At 71.9% G+C, this 20,402-nt stretch carries 16 protein-coding genes; 9 read left to right on the plus strand and 7 right to left on the minus strand.

Going from position 1 to position 20,402, the window contains the following annotated elements; genetic code table 11:
* Nucleotides 1–57: 57 nt before the first annotated feature.
* The 3 genes from AB6L24_RS25805 to AB6L24_RS25815 all read right to left on the minus strand — a co-directional run bounded on the left by AB6L24_RS25805 (nucleotide 58) and on the right by AB6L24_RS25815 (nucleotide 4,704).
* Nucleotides 58–1,527 carry an FG-GAP repeat protein gene (locus AB6L24_RS25805; protein ID WP_405658933.1) on the minus strand — a complete coding sequence of 490 codons (1,470 nt, stop codon included), beginning with the start codon at nucleotides 1,525–1,527 and terminating at the stop codon, nucleotides 58–60.
* A 296-nt stretch (nucleotides 1,528–1,823) separates the two neighbouring features.
* Nucleotides 1,824–3,260 carry an FG-GAP-like repeat-containing protein gene (locus AB6L24_RS25810; protein WP_405658936.1) on the minus strand — a complete coding sequence of 479 codons (1,437 nt, stop codon included), beginning with the start codon at nucleotides 3,258–3,260 and terminating at the stop codon, nucleotides 1,824–1,826.
* A 52-nt stretch (nucleotides 3,261–3,312) separates the two neighbouring features.
* A complete protein-coding gene (locus AB6L24_RS25815) occupies nucleotides 3,313–4,704 on the minus strand; it encodes an FG-GAP-like repeat-containing protein (protein ID WP_405658939.1) in 1,392 nt (463 codons plus the stop codon).
* Between the two features lie 236 nt (nucleotides 4,705–4,940).
* On the opposite strand from AB6L24_RS25815, the gene AB6L24_RS25820 reads away from it, so the two are divergent.
* From AB6L24_RS25820 to AB6L24_RS25830, 3 genes are all read left to right on the plus strand, one after another.
* The gene (locus AB6L24_RS25820; RefSeq protein ID WP_405658941.1) at nucleotides 4,941–6,203 is read left to right on the plus strand and encodes a helix-turn-helix domain-containing protein; all 1,263 of its coding nucleotides are present in this window, start codon (nucleotides 4,941–4,943) and stop codon (nucleotides 6,201–6,203) included.
* Nucleotides 6,204–6,290: 87 nt separating this feature from the next.
* Nucleotides 6,291–6,797: a hypothetical protein gene (locus AB6L24_RS25825; RefSeq protein ID WP_405658943.1), complete on the plus strand. Its 507-nt coding sequence runs from the start codon at nucleotides 6,291–6,293 to the stop codon at nucleotides 6,795–6,797.
* A complete protein-coding gene (locus tag AB6L24_RS25830; protein WP_405658946.1) occupies nucleotides 6,794–6,982 on the plus strand; it encodes a hypothetical protein in 189 nt (62 codons plus the stop codon). The genes AB6L24_RS25825 and AB6L24_RS25830 overlap by 4 nt, the downstream gene beginning before the upstream one ends.
* On the opposite strand, the gene AB6L24_RS25835 is transcribed toward AB6L24_RS25830, so the two are convergent.
* Entirely contained in the window at nucleotides 6,975–8,288 is a 1,314-nt protein-coding gene (locus tag AB6L24_RS25835) for an FG-GAP-like repeat-containing protein (RefSeq protein ID WP_405658948.1), read from the minus strand. The two genes, AB6L24_RS25830 and AB6L24_RS25835, sit on opposite strands and share 8 nt — an antisense overlap.
* Before the next feature lie 129 nt (nucleotides 8,289–8,417).
* Nucleotides 8,418–10,700 carry a (Fe-S)-binding protein gene (locus AB6L24_RS25840; protein WP_405658951.1) on the minus strand — a complete coding sequence of 761 codons (2,283 nt, stop codon included), beginning with the start codon at nucleotides 10,698–10,700 and terminating at the stop codon, nucleotides 8,418–8,420.
* Between the two features lie 319 nt (nucleotides 10,701–11,019).
* Here AB6L24_RS25840 and dnaK point away from each other — a divergent pair, with 319 nt between their 5' ends.
* The 5 genes from dnaK to AB6L24_RS25865 all read left to right on the plus strand — a co-directional run bounded on the left by dnaK (nucleotide 11,020) and on the right by AB6L24_RS25865 (nucleotide 16,089).
* Nucleotides 11,020–12,891, plus strand: coding sequence for a molecular chaperone DnaK (gene dnaK, locus AB6L24_RS25845; RefSeq protein WP_405658953.1), 1,872 nt, complete (start codon nucleotides 11,020–11,022; stop codon nucleotides 12,889–12,891).
* Nucleotides 12,891–13,619: a nucleotide exchange factor GrpE gene (gene grpE, locus AB6L24_RS25850; protein WP_405658955.1), complete on the plus strand. Its 729-nt coding sequence runs from the start codon at nucleotides 12,891–12,893 to the stop codon at nucleotides 13,617–13,619. The genes dnaK and grpE overlap by 1 nt, the downstream gene beginning before the upstream one ends.
* Before the next feature lie 84 nt (nucleotides 13,620–13,703).
* On the plus strand, nucleotides 13,704–14,903 hold the full coding sequence (dnaJ, locus tag AB6L24_RS25855; protein ID WP_405658957.1) for a molecular chaperone DnaJ: 1,200 nt from the start codon (nucleotides 13,704–13,706) through the stop codon (nucleotides 14,901–14,903).
* Between the two features lie 4 nt (nucleotides 14,904–14,907).
* Entirely contained in the window at nucleotides 14,908–15,363 is a 456-nt protein-coding gene (locus AB6L24_RS25860) for a heat shock protein transcriptional repressor HspR (protein ID WP_030362079.1), read from the plus strand.
* A gap of 207 nt (nucleotides 15,364–15,570) precedes the next feature.
* Nucleotides 15,571–16,089, plus strand: a complete 519-nt coding sequence (locus tag AB6L24_RS25865; protein ID WP_405658959.1) for a hypothetical protein — start codon at nucleotides 15,571–15,573, stop codon at nucleotides 16,087–16,089.
* 309 nt (nucleotides 16,090–16,398) lie between these two features.
* Here AB6L24_RS25865 and AB6L24_RS25870 read toward each other — a convergent pair whose 3' ends face one another.
* Together AB6L24_RS25870 and AB6L24_RS25875 are read right to left on the minus strand one after the other, a co-directional pair.
* Nucleotides 16,399–17,580, minus strand: a complete 1,182-nt coding sequence (locus AB6L24_RS25870; protein ID WP_405658962.1) for a LuxR C-terminal-related transcriptional regulator — start codon at nucleotides 17,578–17,580, stop codon at nucleotides 16,399–16,401.
* Nucleotides 17,581–17,733: 153 nt separating this feature from the next.
* Nucleotides 17,734–18,993, minus strand: a complete 1,260-nt coding sequence (locus AB6L24_RS25875) for a LuxR C-terminal-related transcriptional regulator (protein ID WP_405658965.1) — start codon at nucleotides 18,991–18,993, stop codon at nucleotides 17,734–17,736.
* Between the two features lie 296 nt (nucleotides 18,994–19,289).
* Between AB6L24_RS25875 and AB6L24_RS25880 the strand changes: the two genes are divergently transcribed.
* Nucleotides 19,290–20,270 (plus strand): MBL fold metallo-hydrolase, encoded by a 981-nt coding sequence (locus tag AB6L24_RS25880; protein ID WP_405658967.1) that lies wholly within the window; start codon nucleotides 19,290–19,292, stop codon nucleotides 20,268–20,270.
* Nucleotides 20,271–20,402 lie beyond the last annotated feature (132 nt).

Below are 20,402 nucleotides of genomic sequence, written 5' to 3' on the forward strand. Positions count from 1 at the left end.
GTGGCTTGAGTTCACCTGTGTGACACGTGGGGTTGGGGAACGGTTGTGGGGTGAAGGTCAGTCGGCGAAGTTCGCGCCCAGGCGGGGGGTGCCCGTGCCGGAGAGGTTCGCCGTTCCGGGGTAGATGCCGGACGTGCCCGTGAGGGAGCCGGAGGGGCGGGAGAGCAGGGGGTACACGGCCCCGTTGCCGCCGTTCTCGCCGACGGCGCCCAGGATCACGTCGGCGCGGAGGTCGCCGTTCAGGTCGTCGACGTGGACGTCCGAGCCGAGGAAGTCGTGCTTCTCGTCGGAGTCGGGGACGCCGGGGGTGTTCTGGGTGAGGAGCTTCGCGCCGCGGCCGGTGAGGCCGGAGCCGTCCGACTTGCCGTAGAGGATCGTCACCGCGCCGGAGTCCTCGATCCCGTCGACGGTCTCGCCGGGGGCGCCGACGACCAGGTCGAGGTTGCCGTCGCCGTTGATGTCGCCGAGGTCAAGCTCGTTGCCGAAGGAGTCGCCCTTCTCGCCGCTGCCGGGGACGCCGGAGGTGTTCTGGGTGATCTGGTCGCGCTCGTCGTTGTCGGGGCCGCCGCGGCCGCTGAACAGGACGTTGACCGCGCCGCCCCTGGCCGCGCCCGCGACGCCGTTGTCCCACGACGTGCCGATGACCACGTCGTCGTAGCCGTCCTTGTTGACGTCGCCCAGGTCCGTGATGATGCCCGGCAGGAGCTTCTTGGCGGCGGACGCCTTGGGGCCCGAACGGGAGCCGGGGATCCAGAAGTTGGCGTTCGGGGCCGCAGCGGTGTTCTCGTAGCCGTTGACGATCAGGTCCTCGTAGCCGTCGCCGTCGGCGTCGCCCGAGTGCAGGTTGAGGACGCCGACCTCGCCGTTGCCGTGGATGCGGGCCTTGACCGTGGAGTGCCCGCCCGTCGCGCCGCCGCGCTTGAAGCCGCCGCGCAGGATGTCGACGACCGCGGTGGTGCCGGTGCCGACGGCCAGGTCGGCCTTCTTGTCGCCGTTGAAGTCCGCGGCCTCCAGGGAGCCGCCGAAGCGGTCGTGCCGGGAGGAGCGCGGGTCCTTGAGGGTGGTGCCGCCCTTCAGGCCGCTCGGCGAGCCCCACAGGATCTGGACGGAGCCGCCGTCCTTGTCGCCGCCCACGTCCTCGCCCGGCACCCCGACGGCGAGGTCGTCGTAGCCGTCGTCGTCGAAGTCGCCGTACGCCAGGTCGGCGCCGAACCCGTCGCCCTTCTCGGCGGACCCGGGCACACCCGAGCTGTTCTGCGTGTACGCCACGCTCCGGCCGACGCCGCCCTCCTTGCCGTACGTCACCGTGACGGCGCCCGCCGCCGCCTTGCCGCCGACGTACGTGCCGGAGGCCGACGTGGCGACGTCCGAGCGCCCGTCGTGGTTGAAGTCCGCGTCCGGGGACGTGAGATGGGGCCGGGGTGCCGCCGATGCCGTGGGTGCCACGAGCGTGAGGAGCCCGCCCGTCAGCGCCAGAACGGCAGCCGTGGCGGTGGCGCGGGCGGTGGTGCGCTTGAGCTGGGCCATGCGGTGGTCTCTCCTGCGGTCCGGCGAATGTGTTTGCCGGGGGTTGGCCGCGCGTTCGTGGGCGCGTTGTCCTCAACCTCGGCCTAGGAGAGACCACTTGTGGGATGTGTGGGTTGTATGAGGTCGATGAGGAGTTGCTGTGTCGTTATAGAGGGGGAGCGGTGGGGCAGTGATGAAGGGGTGTGGTGAGAGTGAGGCGCCCGCGCTCGCCGGGGAGGCGCGGGCACCCACATCACCGCACTGCTCGGGTGCCCACCTCACCGCACTGCGCGGCCGCGGGCACCCACCTCACCGTCCTACTGCCCGAGCACCGCCCCGTAAGCCCGCGCCCCCGCGAGCCCCAGCTTCGCCGGAGTCACCGAGACCTGCGGGGACGGGCGGTCCTTCGGGGTGCCGTACCAGACGCCGCCGGACGAGGCGTTCTCGCCGGGGGCGGCGACGGCCGAGTCGGGGTAGGTGTCGCCGTTGTAGTCGTCCACGGCGAGTGCCGCGCCGAAGCGGTCGCCCGCCTCGGACGTACCGGGGACGCCCGGGGATGTCTGGTTGAGGCCGCTGCCGTAGAGCTCCTTGCCGGTGCCGGTGGACTCCAGGATCCAGTACGCGCCGGCGGCCTTGTCGCTGCCGACCGACTCGGCGCTCGCGCCCGCGATCAGCTCGTCGCCGTCCTCGCGGTCGAGGTCGCCCACGGCGAGCGCCGCGCCGAAGTTGTCCTCGGCCTCGGCGTTGCCGTCGACGCGGGGCGTGTCCTGGTTCGTGCAGGACACGGCGCCGCCGAGGGTCGTGCCCGACTTGCCGTACACGGTGGCGATGGCGCCGCCGAGGCGGTTCGCGCAGAAGCCCTCGTCGCCCTCCTCCGCCTCGGGGTTGGGCCGGACCTCGCCGAGGGCTAGGTCGGCGGTGCCGTCGCCGTCGAAGTCGCCGGTGGCGAGGGCGGTCGCGGTGTCGCCCGCGCGCCACGCCTGCTTCCACGCCCCGGCGGACCCCGTGGCGTACACCGCCGTGCCCGCGATCTCCATGCCCCCGTACGTGACCGCGAGGTCGTCGCGGCCGTCCGCGTCGAAGTCGCCGGACGTCACCGCGCGAGGACCGCTGAAGTGCCAGCTGTCGACGCGCTGCAGGGTCGCGGGGGACCCGGCCTTGAACGGGCCCGGGCGCACCTCCATCGCGGCGCTCTCGTCGTTCCTGGTGCTGAGCGCGATGTCCTGGTCGCCGTCGCCGTCGTAGTCGCCGGTGGAGAGGAGGCCGCCGATCTGGTTGCCCGCGTAGCGGCCGTTGGCGGCCGTGAAGCCGCCCTTGATGCCGGACTTCGCGCCCCAGAGGACGGTGAGGGTGCCCGCGGAGGCCCCGGCGTCGTTGTCCTCGGCGGGGGTGCCCACGACGATGTCCGTGAAGCCGTCGCCGTTCATGTCGCCGGTCGCCACGTCCGTCCCGAAGCCGTCGTCCTTCTCGACGGTGCCGGGAACCCCGGCGGTGCCCTGGCTGACGGTCGTCGAACCGTGGCCGCCGAGGCCCTTCTTGCCGCCCCAGACCACGTTCACGTAGCCCGCCTTGGCCTTGCCGGCGACCGTCGCGCCGGGCACGCCGACCGCGAGGTCCGCGTAGCCGTCGCCGTTGAAGTCGGACTTCGGCTTCGGGGCGGGCTCGGCCGCGGCGGCGGGGGTCGCGGACAGGCCCGCGACACTGAGTACGGTCGCCGCGCACAGCACGGCGGCGGAGAGAGTCTTCTTACGCAAGGTAGCTCCAACCAGCGTTGTACGTACGTGAGTTGATGGTCGGTCGGGGTGTCTAGCGGAGCGTCTCGCCGAAGCCGCGCCCCGCGCCGCCCGCGCCGAAGTCCGAGCCGTTGAAGGAGGTCGCGTACGACGACGTGACCCCCGTCGTCGTACCGCGGAGCACCCACACCGCGCCCGCGTCCGCCGAGCTGCCGATGGCTTCGCCGCGCGCGCCGATCGACAGGTCGGCCCTGCCGTTCCTGTTGATGTCCTTCAGGCGCACGGAGGATCCGAACTGGTCGTTCCTCTCGGCGACTCCAGGGACGCCCGTCGTCTCCTGGTGCCAGGACCTGCCACCGGTCAGGCCGTTCGCCGCGCCCTTGAACAGGGTCACGCTCCCCGCCCCCGGAACGGTTCCCACCTGTTCCCTGGGCGCGCCCACCGCCACGTCCGCGCGGCCGTCCCCGGTCACGTCGCCCGCGGCCACGGCCGCGCCGAACGCGTCGCCCGCCTCGTCCGCGCCGGGCACGCCCGCGCTGTCCTGCGTGTACGTCACGGGCGCACCCATCTTCGAGTCCGCGCCGAGGCGCACGCTGACCGAACCGCCCCTGCCCGTACGCGGGTTGCCGCTGATCAGGTCGTCGTAGCCGTCGCCGTCGACGTCGGCCCCGGCGAGCGGGCCGCGCGTCGCCGTCGGGTCGTCGCCCTCGGCCAGGACGCCCGACCAGTAGCCGAGGTCACCGGCGCCGCCCTTCATGTACGCGGTGTAGGCGCCGCCGTCCTCGCGCTCGCCCGCGAGGATGTACGTGTAGCCGTCCTTGTTCGTGAAGTGGCCCGCGGTCATGTCGTCCAGGCGGACGTTCTTGGGCAGGAAGTCGACTTCGAGCGGGATCGCGCGGCCGTCCTGCGGGGTGCCGTCGGCGTAGTACCACCAGTGGTTGCCGCTGATCACGGCGAGGTTGGCCACCTCGTCGCCGTCGATGTCGACGAAGGTCGCGGCCTCGCCGAAGCGGCGGTCGTCGGTGCTCGGCGCGGTGAGGGTCTTGCCGCCCGCCTTGAAGCCGTTCTTGCCGCCCCAGACGATGGTGACGGTGCCGTCGGGCTTGCCTGCCGTCTTCTCGCCGGGGGCGCCGACGATCAGGTCGGCGTAACCGTCGCGGTTCACGTCACCGCTGGTGACGTTCTCGCCGAACTCGTCGCCGGACTCGGTGGCTCCGGGCACCCCGGCCGTGTTCTGCGTGACGGTGGTGCCCTTGCCCGCCTTCACGCCGGATGCCGAACCGTACGTCACGGTGACCGAGTTGCCCTTGGGGGCGCCCACCGCGAGATCGCGGTACCCGTCGCCGTTGAAGTCGTCCTTCAGGGCGGCGGGGGCCGCTGCGGCCGTCCCGGCCAGGGGCAGCGTGAGCCCTCCGGCGGCGAGGGTTGCGGCGGTGACCGCGACGGCCAGGCTTCTTGCGCGCACGTGGGGCTCCCGGGCTCGTGGGGTTCACGGGGGGTCACCAGGGGGTGGACCTTGGGTGAACGGTGGTGTGGGGTTCCGGGGGTGTGACCGGCGGGGGGTGGGAAAGGTTGTGCGAGGCGGGGGCTTCTGGGGCAGGTTGCTCGTTGCCTCGTGCGAGGGCGGGGCTGTTGTTCCGCCCTACGGGACGGCCTCCAGGGGTACGTTCGGAGGGTCGAGCCCTGAACGGAGGCGCCGGTATGACCGAGACCCCCGACACCGGTGAGGTACCTCAGCTCACCTTCGGCCAGCGTGTGCAGCGCGCGCGGACCCGTACGGGCAGGACCCGTGCGTACGTCGCGGATGTGATGGGGCACTCCGAGGAGTGGGTGAAGGCTGTCGAGCGCGGCACGATCGGGATGCCCCGGTTGCCCAAGTTGCTGCGGCTCGCGCAGGTCCTCGGGGTCGAGGACATCGCGGAGCTGACCGGGGACGACCGCATCGCCGCCGCAAGTTTCACCAAGGCCGAGCACCGGCAACTGCCCGTCGTCAAGGACGCGTTGAACAAGCCCCAGTTGGCTGCCGCCGCCCGACCGGCCGAGCCGGTCGAGGTGCTCGCTGCCAGGCTGCGGCAGGCATGGAAGCTGTGGCACGCGGCTGAGCGGCCCGCAGGCCGCATCGATTCCGGCGAGGGCAACCGCACCCGCATCGGACGGCTCCTGCCCGCCCTGCTCGCCGACACCCGGCACGCCGCCCGGACCCTCGAAGGTGCGGACCGCCGCAGGGCGCTGATGGCGCAGGCCGAGGCGTACCACCTGGCGCAGCTGTTCCTGTCCTTCCAGCCCGCCCCGGACCTGATCCTGCTCACCGGTGACCGGGCGATGACGGCGGCGCAGGACGCCGACAGCCCGCGCGCCATTGCCGCCGCGGCCTGGTACGTCAACCATGTCCACCGCGACGCGGGCGAGGCGGCCGAGGCGCGGGTCGAACTTGCCGAGCAGGCCGTCGCCCTGCTGCCGGACACGGACGACCCGGAGTGCATCGCCCGCCGTGGTCTGCTGTACCTGGCGGTGGCTCTGTCCTACGCCAAGACGGGGCAGGCGGGGGACGCGTGGCGGTACTGGGACAAGGCCGACGCGGCCGCGCGCAGGCTCGGCGACGACTACGCGCACCCGTGGCTGATCTTCGGGCGGGGCATCGTCGCCGCGTACGCCATCACCATGCACAACGACCTGGTACAACCGGGCAAGGCGCTGGAGGTCGCGGACGCCCTCAACCTGCGCGGGATCCCCTCGGCCACCCGCCGTTCGTACCACCTCATCGAGACAGCGCGGGCGCACGGCTTGCGCAACGAGGGCGCTGCCGTCGTGTCGTACCTGCAACGCGCCCACCGGGAGTCCCCGGAGACCATCCAGTTCAACCTCTACACGCGGTCGGCACTGCCGGGTCTCGTGACGTCGGGGCCGCAGATGGTGCGTGAGGACGCGGAAGGGCTGGCGCGGGAACTAGGCGTGCCCGTCTGATCACGCAGCAGGTAGGAACGCTACCCCTCGGCGAGGGGGTACGGGCCCTGCCCCTTGCAGGGCCCGGGCGGGCCTACCGTCCATCACGTGACCCGAATCCCCCCGCCCCCGGCGCCCTCCACACCCATGCTCGGCCACGACGCACACCGGATCAGCGCCTGGCTCGCGAGCGCCGACCCCCACCCCGCCACCGTCCACGCCGCCTGGGCCGAGCGCGGCGTCGCCCTCCTCCCCCTCGGCCCCCGCTTCGACGCCGTCCGCGTGCCCGCCGCCCGGATCCACGCCGCCGTCCACAGCGACGACCCCCGCACGGTGGCCGCGTTCCTGCGCGACTGGCTCGCGGGCCCCGTCATCCGCGACACCCGCGGCGCCCCCGGCCCGTACTACGTCCTCATCGCCCCGGACTCCCCCTGGAACGGGGCCGAGGAGCGGCTCAGCACCCACACCTTCCTCGGCGTCCCGTGCCTGGGCCAGTCGGTGTCGACCCTCACCCGGTGGGTGGTCCCGCCCGGCGCCCCGGGCGACCTGTGCGACCCCGCGCACCTGGCCGCGCTGCTCCTGACCGCCGAGACGCTGAGGGCGGTCGAACCGTGAGCGTCGCCGAGCTGGACGCGCGGGCCGCCGAGGCCTACACCGCCTACGTAAGCCACCTGCACGGATGCCTCCCCTGTCAGGGCGGCGACGACTGCGCCCCCGGCACCCGCCTGCGCGAGGCGTGGAAGGCGGCCAGGAACACCTCCCTGCGCGCCCACCGCCCGGCGCACCCGGCGACTACTTGAACCCCGCCGTGGAGAACGTGACCCCCGGCTTCCGGGACACCGGCCCCTCCGCCCCCGCCCTGCCGGGGTACACCTCCACCCGGTCCCGGCCCTGCCCCCAGGCCGTCCGCACGACCACGTCGGCCCGCCGGTCGCCGTCGAAGTCGGCCACCTTCAGGACCTGGACGGTCCCGTCCCGGCCGCGGGAGGGCACCAGCGTCGCCGTGGCGTTGGCCGCGAGGCCGGACGCGCGGCCCCGGTACACCCACACCTCGCCGGGCCCGCCCCCGCCCACGACCAGCTCGCTGCGGCCGTCGCCGTCGAGGTCGCCCGCGTACACGCTCGCGTTCCGTACGCCGATCTTGGCGCGGGCGGTGCCCGGGACGTCGTAGCGGAGGGCGATCCCGCCGGGGGCCGCGAGGGCCGCGTCCATGTCCTTGGCGCGGCCGAACGTCCCGAAGGCGACGTCGGTCGAGGCGGGGAAGAGGACGCCGGTGCGGGTGGGACCCTTGGGGCCGCCGAGGACGAGGCTGCCCTTGGAGGCGCGGGCCTCCTCGCGGACGAGCAGGTCGTCGTAGCCGTCGTCGTTCACGTCGGTCGCGGGCGCGCCGGTGGCCAGGTCGTTTCCGGGGGCGGTGATCGGCTTGCCCGCCGCGCGCGGGGCGCCTTTCCGCGTGAACGGGCCGCGCAGGTACGTGAGATGGGCGCCGCTGGCATGGAGGACGAGGTCGTGCGCGCCGTCGCCGTCGAAGTCGCCGCACACCGGCTGGTCCGCCCAGTCGTTGCCGAGGCGGGCCCGCGCGGGCACCTGGAGCTTGACGGCCTTGCCGGTGAGGCCGGTGGGGGAGCCGAAGAGGAGCTGGAGGGGGACCGGGGGGCGGCCCTGGCCGTCGTAGGGCGGGTCCGTCGACACGACCAGGTCGGTGAAGCCGTCCTCGTTCAGGTCGCAGGACGCCTCGGACTCGAACGCGGCGGGCAACTGGCCCTTCGTACGGGCGCCGTTGGCGTGCGCCGTCAGCAACTGCCGCGCGCCGGGGGCGAGCCCGCCCCGGCGTCCGTAGACGATGCCGATGCCGGGGTCGTCGCCCTGCCCGCGGTGCGCCAGCGCGTCGAGTACGAGGTCCCGGGCGCCGTCCCCGTTGAAGTCGTCGTCGACCTTGCTGCCCTTGCCGCGGGGGACGGGCTGGTGGGGGGCGCTCTTGCCCGCGAGGCCGGGGGTGCTCTCGGCGGGGCGGGCGGAGGACTTGTCGTCGCCGCCCCAGCAGCCCGTCAGGAGCAGGGCGCCGCCCACGACGGCGGCCAGCAGACGTCTCCCGGAACTCCTCATGCCCCACCCACCCCAGCGTCACCCGATGACTTCATGTGCACGACAGCACCACAGGTTTACACGAACGACGAAGGGCCGGTCCCGCCCCCAGGCGAAACCGGCCCCTCCGTTCACGTATCGCCGCAGCGGCTACTTCACCGGCTCCGGCTCCGGCGCGTCCGCCGACTCCTCGTCGCCCGCCGGGTCCACCGGCGTCTTCACCGAGTCGAGGAGCAGCTGCGCCACGTCCACGACCTGGAGCGACTCCTTCGCCGCGCCGTCGTTCTTCTTGCCGTTCACGGAGTCCGTGAGCATCACGAGGCAGAACGGGCAGGCCGTCGACACGATGTCGGGGTTGAGGGACAGCGCCTCGTCCACCCGCTCCGTGTTGATGCGCTTGCCGATCCGCTCCTCCATCCACATCCGCGCGCCGCCGGCGCCGCAGCAGAAGCCGCGCTCCTTGTGGCGGTGCATCTCCTGCTGGCGCAGGCCCGGGACCTTGTCCATGATCTCGCGCGGCGGCGTGTAGATCTTGTTGTGGCGGCCCAGGTAGCACGGGTCGTGGTAGGTGATGAGGCCCTCGACCGGGGTCACCGGGATCAGCTTGCCCTCGTCGATGAGGTGCTGGAGCAGCTGCGTGTGGTGGATGACCTCGTAGTCGCCGCCGAGCTGCGGGTACTCGTTGCCGAGGGTGTTGAGGCAGTGCGGGCAGGTCGCGACGATCTTCTTGGCGGTCTTGGGCTTCTTGGTCGACTCGTCCACGCCCCCGTCCTCGTCGAGGGACTCGCCGAACGCCATGTTCAGCGAGGCCACGTTCTCCGCGCCCAGCTGCTGGAACAGCGGCTCGTTGCCGAGACGCCGTGCCGAGTCACCCGTGCACTTCTCGTCGCCGCCCATGATCGCGAACTTCACGCCCGCCATGTGCAGGAGCTCCGCGAAGGCCTTGGTGGTCTTCTTCGCGCGGTCCTCCAGGGCGCCGGCGCAGCCGACCCAGTAGAGGTACTCGACCTCGGTGAGGTCCTCGATGTCCTTGCCGACGACCGGCACCTCGAAGTCGACTTCCTTCGTCCACTCCAGGCGCTGCTTCTTGGCCAGGCCCCAGGGGTTGCCCTTCTTCTCCAGGTTCTTGAGCATCGTGCCCGCCTCGGACGGGAACGCGGACTCGATCATCACCTGGTAGCGGCGCATGTCGACGATGTGGTCGATGTGCTCGATGTCGACCGGGCACTGCTCGACGCAGGCGCCGCAGGTGGTGCAGGACCACAGGACGTCGGGGTCGATGACGCCGTTCTCTTCGAGGGTGCCGATGAGGGGGCGCTCGGCCTCCGCGAGGGCGGTGGCGGGGACGTCCTTCAGCTGCTCCTCGGACGCCTTCTCCTCGCCCTCCATCGTCTTGCCGCCGCCCGCGAGCAGGTACGGCGCCTTGGCGTGCGCGTTGTCGCGCAGCGACATGATGAGGAGCTTGGGGGAGAGGGGCTTGCCGGTGTTCCAGGCGGGGCACTGCGACTGGCAGCGGCCGCACTCGGTGCAGGTGGAGAAGTCGAGCAGGCCCTTCCAGGAGAACTGCTCGACCTGGGAGACGCCGAAGACGGTGTCCTCGTCCGGGTCCTCCCAGTCGATCTCCTTGCCGCCGGAGGTCATCGGCAGCAGCCCGCCGAGCGCGGTGGAGCCGTCGGCCTTCCGCTTGAACCAGATGTTGGGGAAGGCCAGGAAGCGGTGCCAGGCGACGCCCATGTCGGTCTTCAGGGCGACCGTGATCATCCAGATGAAGGAGGTCGCGATCTTCAGGCCCGCGAAGAAGTACGTGAGGTTCTGGAGCGTCGAGACGTCCATGCCCCCGAACCACGAGACGAACGGGTACGAGATGAAGAACGAGGCCTCGTAGCCGTCCACGTGGTGCTGGGCGCCCTCCAGGGCGTGCAGCGTGAAGATGCAGACGCCGACGATGAGGATGACGGACTCGACGAAGTACGCCTGGCCGGTGTTGGAGCCCGCGAACCGGGACTTGCGGCCCGGCCGGTCGGGGCGGCTCAGCTGCCGGACGACGATCAGAGTCAGGATGCCGAGGACCGTCATGGTGCCGAGGAACTCGACGAACATGTTGTACGGCGCCCAGTCACCGATGATCGGCAGCATCCAGTCGGCCTTGAAGAGCTGGCCGACGGCGTTCACGATCGTCAGGAGCAGCGAGAAGAAGCCCACCGCGACGAACCAGTGCGCCACACCGACGACGCCCCACCGGTTCATGCGCGTGTGGCCGAGGAACTCCTTGGCCACGGTGAGGGTGCGCTCGGCGGGCGCGTCGGTCCTCGTTCCCGCGGGCACGGGCTGACCGAGCCGCATGAACTGGTAGATCTGCAGGATGGCACGGCCGAACAGGGCGACGCCGACTGCGATGAGGACCAGCGACACGATGATCGCGGCGAGTTGCATTTCGGGGCTCCTCGGGCCTGCGAGGGTGGGCAATCCAACGTATTACTAAGCGGTAACTTATGCAGTCCGTCTGAGACTACCCACTTACATCGCCGCACTGTAGCCAGCCAGGCGGTGATCTGCGTCGCTCAGGCTGCCCTATCCACGGCGTCGCGCAACCGTGTCCCCCGGGTGCTGCGTCTCCTCGCACAGCAGCCCCGGGTTGCGCGTAAGGAAGAGATAAGAGTTGAGTCGACCCGACTCAGGTCTGTTGACTCCTGGGAACCCCTGATGCATCCTTGAGTCAGTTCCACTCAAGAAGTTATCTGGAGGCATTGAAATGGCACGTGCGGTCGGCATCGACCTGGGCACGACTAACTCCGTCGTCAGCGTTCTGGAGGGCGGCGAGCCCACCGTCATCACCAACGCCGAGGGTGCCAGGACCACGCCGTCCGTCGTCGCCTTCGCGAAGAACGGTGAAGTGCTGGTCGGCGAGGTTGCGAAGCGCCAGGCGGTCACCAACGTCGACAGGACCATCCGCTCCGTCAAGCGCCACATGGGCACTGACTGGAAGGTCGGCATCGACGACAAGAACTTCAACCCGCAGCAGATCAGCGCCTTCATCCTGCAGAAGCTGAAGCGCGACGCCGAGTCGTACCTGGGCGAGAAGGTCACGGACGCCGTGATCACCGTCCCGGCGTACTTCAACGACTCCGAGCGCCAGGCCACCAAGGAGGCCGGCGAGATCGCGGGCCTGAACGTCCTGCGCATCGTGAACGAGCCGACCGCGGCCGCCCTGGCCTACGGCCTGGACAAGGACGACCAGACGATCCTCGTCTTCGACCTCGGTGGCGGCACCTTCGACGTGTCCCTCCTGGAGATCGGCGACGGCGTCGTCGAGGTGAAGGCCACCAACGGCGACAACCACCTCGGTGGCGACGACTGGGACCAGCGCGTCGTCGACTACCTGGTCAAGCAGTTCAACAACGGCCACGGCGTGGACCTCTCCAAGGACAAGATGGCGCTCCAGCGCCTGCGCGAGGCCGCCGAGAAGGCGAAGATCGAGCTGTCCTCCTCCACGGAGACCACGATCAACCTGCCGTACATCACGGCGTCCGCCGAGGGCCCCCTGCACCTGGACGAGAAGCTCACCCGCGCCCAGTTCCAGCAGCTCACGTCCGACCTCCTGGAGCGCTGCAAGACGCCGTTCCACAACGTCATCAAGGACGCGGGCATCCAGCTCTCCGAGATCGACCACGTCGTCCTCGTCGGTGGCTCCACCCGCATGCCCGCCGTCGCCGAGCTCGTCAAGGAGCTGACCGGCGGCAAGGACGCCAACAAGGGCGTGAACCCGGACGAGGTCGTCGCCATCGGCGCAGCCCTCCAGGCCGGTGTCCTCAAGGGCGAGGTCAAGGACGTCCTGCTCCTCGACGTCACCCCGCTGTCCCTCGGCATCGAGACCAAGGGCGGCATCATGACCAAGCTGATCGAGCGCAACACCACGATCCCGACGAAGCGCTCCGAGATCTTCACGACGGCCGAGGACAACCAGCCGTCGGTGCAGATCCAGGTCTACCAGGGCGAGCGCGAGATCGCGGCGTACAACAAGAAGCTCGGCATGTTCGAGCTGACCGGTCTGCCCCCGGCGCCCCGCGGCGTCCCGCAGATCGAGGTCGCCTTCGACATCGACGCCAACGGCATCATGCACGTGACCGCGAAGGACCTCGGCACGGGCAAGGAGCAGAAGATGACCGTCACCGGCGGCTCCTCGCTGCCGAAGGACGAGGTCAACCGCATGCGCGAAGAGGCCGAGAAGTACGCCGAGGAGGACCAGTCGCGCCGCGAGGCCGCCGAGTCCCGCAACCAGGGCGAGCAGCTCGTCTACCAGACCGAGAAGTTCCTCAAGGACAACGAGGACAAGGTCCCCGGCGACGTCAAGACCGAGGTCGAGGAAGCCGTCTCCGAGCTGAAGGAGAAGCTCAAGGGCGAGGACACGGCCGAGATCCGCACCGCCGCCGAGAAGGTCGCCGCCGTCTCCCAGAAGCTGGGCCAGGCCATGTACGCCGACGCCCAGGGCGCGCAGGCCGCGGGCGGCGCCGAGGGTGCCGCTCCGGGCGCCGAGGCCCCGAACATGTCCAAGGAAGACGACGTCGTGGACGCCGAGATCGTCGACGACGAGAAGCCCGGTGACGCGAAGGGCGGCGCTGCCTGATGACGGAGGAGACCCCGGGCTTCGGCGAGAACGCCGAGCAGCCCGACGTCCCCTCCGGCGGCGCCACCCCTGAAGAGAAGGCGCCGCAGGCCGAAGGGCCCTCCACCGAGGAGGGCCCGGCGGCCCCGGCCGGGGACGCAAGCCAGATCGTGGGCCTGACCGCCCAGCTGGACCAGGTCCGCACCGCGCTCACCGAGCGCACCGCGGATCTCCAGCGGCTGCAGGCCGAGTATCAGAACTACCGCCGCCGGGTGGAGCGGGACAAGGTGACGGTCAAGGAGATCGCCGCGGCGAACCTCCTGACGGAACTGCTCCCGACGCTCGACGACGTCGGCCGGGCGAGGGAACACGGCGAGCTCGTCGGCGGCTTCAAGTCCGTCGCCGAAGCCCTTGAGACCGTCGTCGCCAAGATGGGTCTGCAGCAGTTCGGCAAGGAGGGCGAGCCCTTCGACCCGACGATCCACGAAGCGCTGATGCACAGCTACGCACCGGACGTCACCGAGACGACGTGCGTCGCGATTCTCCAGCCGGGGTATCGCATCGGCGAGCGGGTCGTGCGCCCCGCGCGCGTGGCGGTGGCCGAGCCGCAGCCCGGCGCGCAGACGGTCAAGTCGGACGCGGCCGAGGGCGACGACAGCGCGCCCGCGGACGCGGAGAGCAAGGCCGACGGCGCCGCGGACACCACGGACGCCAAGGGCAAGGAGAGCGGTGGCCCGGACGAGGGCTGACGCCGACACGGACGGCGGCTTCGGCGCCGAGGGCGACCTCGGCGCCGGGGCCCGCCGGATGACAGGGAAGGAGGGACGTCGGGGATGAGCACCAAGGACTTCATCGAGAAGGACTACTACAAGGTCCTCGGCGTCCCCAAGGACGCCACCGAAGCCGAGATCAAGAAGGCGTACCGGAAGCTGGCTCGCGAGAACCACCCGGACGCCAACAAGGGCAACGCCAAGGCCGAGGAGCGCTTCAAGGAGATCTCCGAGGCGAACGACGTCCTCGGCGACCCCAAGAAGCGCAAGGAGTACGACGAGGCCCGCGCGCTCTTCGGCAACGGCGGAGGATTCAGGCCGGGCCCCGGCGGCCCCGGCGGCGGCGGATCGTTCAACTTCGACCTGGGCGACCTCTTCGGAGGCGGCGCCCCGGGCGGAGGCGGACAGACGGGCGCCGGCGGATTCGGGGGCGGTCTCGGTGACGTCTTCGGGGGCTTGTTCAACCGCGGCGGCGCGACCGCGGGCACGCGTACGCAGCCGCGCCGCGGCCAGGACATCGAGTCCGAGGTCACGCTGAGCTTCACGGAGGCGGTGGACGGCGCGACGGTCCCGCTGCGCATGTCGTCCCAGGCCCCGTGCAAGGCCTGTTCGGGCACGGGCGACAAGAACGGCACCCCGCGCGTCTGCCCGACGTGCGTGGGCACGGGACAGGTCTCGCGCGGCGGCGGTGGCGGCTTCTCGCTGACCGACCCGTGCGTGGACTGCAAGGGCCGCGGCCTGATCGCGCAGGACCCCTGCGAGGTCTGCCACGGCAGCGGCCGCGCCAAGTCCTCGCGGACCATGCAGGTCCGGGTCCCGCCGGGCGTCAGCGACGGCCAGCGCATCCGCCTGCGCGGCAAGGGCGCTCCGGGCGAGCGCGGCGGCCCCGCAGGCGACCTGTACGTGGTCGTGCACGTGGACGCCCACCCGGTCTTCGGCCGCAAGGGCGACAACCTGACGGTGACCGTGCCGGTGACGTACGCGGAAGCGGCGCTCGGCGGCGAGGTCAAGGTGCCCACCCTCGGTGGCCCGCCCGTCACCCTGAAGCTGCCCCCCGGCACGCCCAACGGCCGCACCATGCGCGCCCGCGGCAAGGGCGCGGTCCGCAAGGACGGCACCCGGGGCGATCTGCTCGTGACCGTGGAGGTGGCCGTGCCGACCGCCCTCACCCCCGCCGCGCAGGAGGCCCTGGAGGCCTACCGCAAGGCGACTGCGGACACCGATCCGCGGGCAGAACTGTTCAAGGCCGCGAAGGGAGCGTGACCTCATGGAGCGGGACGGCCGCCGACGCAACCCGTATCAACTGACGGACGAGACCCCGGTGTACGTCATCTCGGTGGCGGCCCAGCTCTCCGGCCTGCATCCGCAGACCCTGCGGCAGTACGACCGCCTGGGCCTGGTCTCGCCCGACCGCACCGCGGGCCGGGGCCGCAGGTACTCCGCCCGCGACATCGAACTGCTGCGCACCGTCCAGCAGTTGTCGCAGGAGGAAGGCATCAACCTGGCGGGCATCAAGCGCATCATCGAGCTGGAGAACCAGGTCACGGCGCTGCAGTCCCGCGTCGCCGAGCTGTCGGCGGCCGTCGAGGGCGCCGCGGCGGCGATGCAGCAGCGCGAAGCCGCGGTGCACGCCTCGTACCGCCGCGACCTCGTGCCGTACCAGGACGTCCAGCAGACCAGCGCGCTCGTGGTGTGGCGGCCGAAGAGGTCGCCGGAGGCCTGACCGCGCGCTCCGGCGCACGCACCGCGCTCTGTCCGGGCCGGGGGCTCCCTCGGGGAACTCCCGGCCCGGTCGCTTGCCTCCTTATAGTGGGCGGGGCGAGGCACTCATCATCGCGGGCCGGGCGCGGAGCGCCCCTGACCAGCCCGTCTCGCCCGACCGCGCAATCGAATCGAGCGCTGTGCTCGGCACAGGGGGAGCTGGAAGACCATGGCCATGGTGGGGCTGTTCTGGATCGCCGAAGGCGATGTGTACGTGGGATCGAAACCGGCCGGGCTCGCCCCCGGGGTGCGCCTGACACCCGAGGGCATCGCCGGTATCGGCCATGGACAGTCCGGCCTGTGGCTGTGGGACGACGTCCAGGCGCTCACCGTCGAGGACGTGCCCGTGCGGTCCCTGAAGCGGCAGGTCGGCGCCGTCGTCGACATGGCGCTCACGATGGGCATGGGCGGCGGTGACGACGCCCCGACGATGACGGTGTGCGTCGGGACGGCCGACGAGGAGATCGAACTGACGGCGTACGTCGCCGCGGCCGCGGGCTACTCCCAGAAGGAGTACGACCTCTCGCGCGCCCTGCTCGCCCGCCTCACCGAGGGCGCCGCCACGCTCATGACCACGCTGGCCGCGATGGCCGCGTGGGGCCGCGCGCACGAGGGCGGTTCGCCGCGCCGCGACGAGCGGGAGCGACTGCTGCAGGAGTGGGCCGACGACAACGCGGCACACGCCTGAGCAGCCCCCACCCCGGGTCACCCGTGGGCCGGGGCGCTCACACCCCCCGAAGCGCGAGCGCCCCGGCCGGCCACGGGGCGTAGCCGAACCGGGGCAACCCCTTAGGGAAGCGCGACTCTGCGGGGGGAGACCACGACAGAGCCACTCGGCCGCCGGGAGCGGTCGGTTCCAGTACCTGAGACGGCTCTGGCCGCTCCCTGCCGCCATCACCACGATGCAACGGCCCGCCCACGCTCCGCTACCGTCAACTTGTTGCGGTGCAAGGGGCGGAGGTGGGGGCAAGTGGCGGCAAATCCGGACGATCGTGCTTCACGCGGGGTGTCCGGGGCGCAGGATTCCTGAGCGACTGATGAGGAATCCGAGTTGCGTGCGGTTGCTGCTGCCCAAGGTGCCGGTGAGCTTCGCGATGTGGACGCGGACGGTCCGCACGTTCATGCCGAGCCGGTCGGCGATCTCGGCGTCCGTCAGGCCCTCGACGAGGAGTTCGGCGATGGCCCGCTGCCGCGCGGTGACACCGTCCTTGGCGGGCTGCGGCGCCGCCGGGTGCGGGAACATCGGCGTGGCGAGGCGCCACAGCCTCTCGAAGAGCGCCACCAGATAGCCGACGACGGCGGGCGCGCGGATCTCCAGGGCCTCGGTGGAGTCCCGGTCCGCCGGTACGAACGCGACCGCCCGGTCGAACACGACCAGCTGCTCGGTGACTTCGCTCAGCGTCCGCACCTCCACGTCGCCGTCGAGCCGCTCGAAGTGCGCGATCACGGAGAAGGCGTGCCGGGTCGTGTGCTGGTACAGCGTGCGCATCCGGCAGCCCCGGGACAGCAGCGCCTGCTCGCGCGGCGGCGCGGCACCGAGGTCCGCGATCGGCCTGAACCCGCCCGGCTGGATCGTCAGGACCTCCTCCGCGCACCGGGACACGGCCGCGTCGATGGCGTGGGTGATGCGGGGGAGGGTGGTGTGGAGGGTGAGGGCGGGGCTGGTGGGACGCGCGGGGCGTTCGGGTTCGGGTGTGGTGTCGGTGGGCTCATCCGGCCGGGCGGGGGCGCCGGGTGGGCTCTCCGGCTGTGTGGGGGCGCCGGGTGGGCTCTCCGGCTGTGTGGGGACGCGGGTGAGCAGGGGCTCCAGGGCCGCCATCAGCTCCGCCTCGCGCTGCCGCTCCTGTCCGACCTGTTCCTCGATGCCCCGCAGGAGGCCGAGCAGCGCGCTCGTGGGCTCGCTCGGAAGAAGCCACTGCATGTCGTCGATGTCGGGGTGCAGCAGTCCGAAGTCGACGAGGCACGGGGTCGGTTCGGCCTCGCGGGTGTGGACGCGGCCCGCGCACAGGGCCCGGGCGTAGAGGGCGGCGCCGGGCGGGCAGAGGCTGTCGGGGGCGTGGGGGGTGTGGGGGGCGTTCGGGTCGGGGCAGGGGGGTGGGTCGGGCGGGGCGGTCGTGGGTGCTGGGTCCTCCGTGGATCCGGGTCTCTGCTCGGATCCGGGTCTCTGCTCGCCGGACATGGTCGTACTCCCTCCCCGATCAGGCTCCGATCAGGCTGCCCGCGCTCGGCGGTGCGGTGCGTGCCGGGGGCAGCACCTCCATGAGGCCATGGGTGCGTGGGATCGCGGAGACGGCGTGCCGTGCGCGGGGGTGGGCGCGGGCGCGCGGTGTGCCTACTGGTGGTGCTCGACCAGGCCCGAGCGGCCGATGAGATAGCCGAGTTGGGTGCGGCTGCGGCTGCCGAGGAGGGCGGCGAGCCTGGCCACGTGCAGCCGGACGGTGCGGACGTTCATGTTCAGGTGCCGGGCGATCTCCGCGTCCGTGCGGCCCTCGGTGAGGAGGTGGGCGATGGCGCGCTGGACGTCGCTGATCTCCTGCTCGGGCGGGGCCGGGGCGTCCTCGCGGTACAGGGGCGTGGCCAGGCGCCACAGGATGTCGAAGGCCGTCGCGAGATAGCTGATGAGGGCGCTGGAGCGCAGCTCGAAGGCGACCGAGCCGTCCTCGACGGCCGGGATGAACGCGACGTCCCGGTCGAAGACGAGGAGGCAGGGCGGGAGTTCGTCGAGCGTGCGGACCTCACGTCCGACGGCCCTCGCGGGGGCGGGGGCCAAGGCGGCGGGAGCCGTACGGGCGGGGCTCGCGGGCCCGGACCCGCCGGGACCGCGCTGTCCTGGTCCGGCCGGGGCGGATCCGGGCTGTCCGGGGCCGGGCAGGGAGGAGCCCGGCAGGGAGGGGCCGGGGGCGGCGGGTCCTGCGACGGAGGGTCCGTGCGGGGACGGCTCGGGCCGCCGCAGCCCCGGCAGCACGTCGTCGGCCGTACGCGGCCGCGAGAGCATCCGCATGTGCCCGCCGCGCCCGGCGAACTCCTCCAGGCGCCAGGGCTCGTTGTGCGGAAGGAGCCGCGGCCGGGAGTCGCCGGGCTGGATGCCGAGGATCTCCTGGGAGGCCTCGGCCATCGCCTGCCGGACGGCGAGGCGGATGCGCGGGACGCCCTTGAGCACGGTGACCGGCGAGGCCGGGAGGTCGGACGTCCGGTCGGCGCCGAGCCGCAGGAAGGGCTCGAAGGAGGCGGCGAGCCGGGTCGCGCGGCCGCGCTGGCGGGCGACGCGCCCCTCGATGTCCTCGAGGAGGCGCGGCAGGGCGACCGCGGCCGCGGTGGGCCGCAGCCAGGTGGCGTCGTCGGGGTCCGGGTGGAGGAGCCCGGTGTCGATGAGGCAGGGGGTGGCGGCGGCGGCTTTGGCGGGAACTCGGCGTTCCTGAAGGGCTCGCAGGTACAGCGCGCGGCCGGCCTCGCACACGTCCACGGGCTCGTGCGGCACGTGGTGGCGGGCGGCGGGCTCGCCGCCCGGGGCGGGTCCGGTCAGGCGGAACCCGGCCGTGCCCTGCGGGCCACCGCGGACGGTGGGGGCTGCCTGCGTCGCTACGTCCTGCACATGCTCCCCCTGCTCGGATTGCAGTGATCGCGCGAATGACGGCGGCCGCGGTCGGCTGTCACCGACGAGCCGTCACCCTCGGGCGGGCACCCGCGAGTTGTGAGCCTGGGCCGTCATCCTCCGTGAGCTGTCATCCTTCGTGACTCGCCATCCTTGTCAACGAGGGAGCCGATATCAATGGCGGGTTTATCCCCTGCGATGCGGATCCAATTATTCAAGATTCAACGATACCGGATGCCGCCACTGTGGCCATCCCCACAGCCGGGGAACCCCCGACTCCCGACGAAAATACGTCCATGGACCTTCCTGTGGACCTCACCGCCCTGAGCGGCGACGGCCTTTACCTCTGGGCGCCGCGCGGCGCCGCGGGCTCCTGGGGCCTCGCCAACTGCCTGCTCGTCACCTCGGGCGACGACACCGCGCTCATCGACACCCCCTACGACGAGCGCATGACCCGCGCGCTCATCGCCGCCGCCGACCGCGCCCTGCCCCCGGGCGCCCGGGTCCGCACGATCGTCAACACCCACGCCAACGGCGACCACTGCTTCGGCAACGCCTTCTTCCCCGGCGCCGAGATCATCAGCTCCCGGGCGAGCCTGGAGCGGCACTGCCGCGAGATCTCCCCGCAGCAGATGCAGTACCTGGTGCACGCGAGCGATCCGGCCAACCCGCTCGGCTGGTACGCGCGCGAACGCTTCGGGGCGTACGACTACACCGGCATCACCGTGGTCCCGCCCACCGTCACCTTCGACGGCTCGTACGACCTCCGGGTCGGGGACATCGAGGTGCGCCTGCTCGAAGTGGGTCCGGCGCACACGGCCGGGGACCTGGTCGCGCATCTGCCGGGGCAGGGCGTCGTGATGGCGGGCGACGTCATCTTCGAGGGCGACCACCCCGTGCACTGGGAGGGGCCGCTCGCCGAGGTCGTCCGGGCCGCCGAGGCGGTGCTCGCGCTCGACGCCGAGCACATCGTGCCCGGCCACGGCCGGGTGATCGGGCCCGACGGGGTGCGCGCGTACATCGGCTATCTGCGCGACCTGGAAGGGGAGATCAGGGAGCGGCACGGGCGGGGGCTCGGCGCGTACGAGGCCGCGGCGGACATCCTCGCCGGCGGATTCCACCCGCACCTGGGTGCGCCGGAGCGGGTCGTCATGCTGACCTTCATCGAGTACCACCACCTCGGCGAGGCCACGGCGCCCATCGAGATGGTGGACCTGGCCACGCAGGCGGCACGCTGGGCGTACACGCACCACCACGCCACGGCGGCGGCCGGCTGACCTCCGCGTCCGAACCGCTCCCCCGCCCGTCCGCGCCCCGCCGCGACCACCCGGCCGCTACGCGGAAGAGCCCGATGAATACGATCTGTTGGTCGGCGACTCGTTTGGGCTTATGGTGCAGGAACCGTGCCC

The organism is Streptomyces sp. RK9, assembly GCF_045070545.1.
In the GTDB taxonomy this organism is placed as follows: Bacteria; Actinomycetota; Actinomycetes; order Streptomycetales; family Streptomycetaceae; genus Streptomyces; species Streptomyces alboflavus.

Excerpts from the sequence above, each read along its gene's own strand:
- AB6L24_RS25805 (WP_405658933.1), bottom strand. The coding sequence starts at position 1,527 with ATGGCCCAGCTCAAGCGCACCACCGCCCGCGCCACCGCCACGGCTGCC.
- AB6L24_RS25820 (WP_405658941.1), top strand. The coding sequence starts at position 4,941 with ATGACCGAGACCCCCGACACCGGTGAGGTACCTCAGCTCACCTTCGGC.
- AB6L24_RS25835 (WP_405658948.1), bottom strand. The coding sequence starts at position 8,288 with ATGAGGAGTTCCGGGAGACGTCTGCTGGCCGCCGTCGTGGGCGGCGCC.
- AB6L24_RS25840 (WP_405658951.1), bottom strand. The coding sequence starts at position 10,700 with ATGCAACTCGCCGCGATCATCGTGTCGCTGGTCCTCATCGCAGTCGGC.
- dnaK (WP_405658953.1), top strand. The coding sequence starts at position 11,020 with ATGGCACGTGCGGTCGGCATCGACCTGGGCACGACTAACTCCGTCGTC.
- grpE (WP_405658955.1), top strand. The coding sequence starts at position 12,891 with ATGACGGAGGAGACCCCGGGCTTCGGCGAGAACGCCGAGCAGCCCGAC.
- dnaJ (WP_405658957.1), top strand. The coding sequence starts at position 13,704 with ATGAGCACCAAGGACTTCATCGAGAAGGACTACTACAAGGTCCTCGGC.
- AB6L24_RS25860 (WP_030362079.1), top strand. The coding sequence starts at position 14,908 with ATGGAGCGGGACGGCCGCCGACGCAACCCGTATCAACTGACGGACGAG.
- AB6L24_RS25865 (WP_405658959.1), top strand. The coding sequence starts at position 15,571 with ATGGCCATGGTGGGGCTGTTCTGGATCGCCGAAGGCGATGTGTACGTG.
- AB6L24_RS25870 (WP_405658962.1), bottom strand. The coding sequence starts at position 17,580 with ATGTCCGGCGAGCAGAGACCCGGATCCGAGCAGAGACCCGGATCCACG.
- AB6L24_RS25880 (WP_405658967.1), top strand. The coding sequence starts at position 19,290 with ATGGACCTTCCTGTGGACCTCACCGCCCTGAGCGGCGACGGCCTTTAC.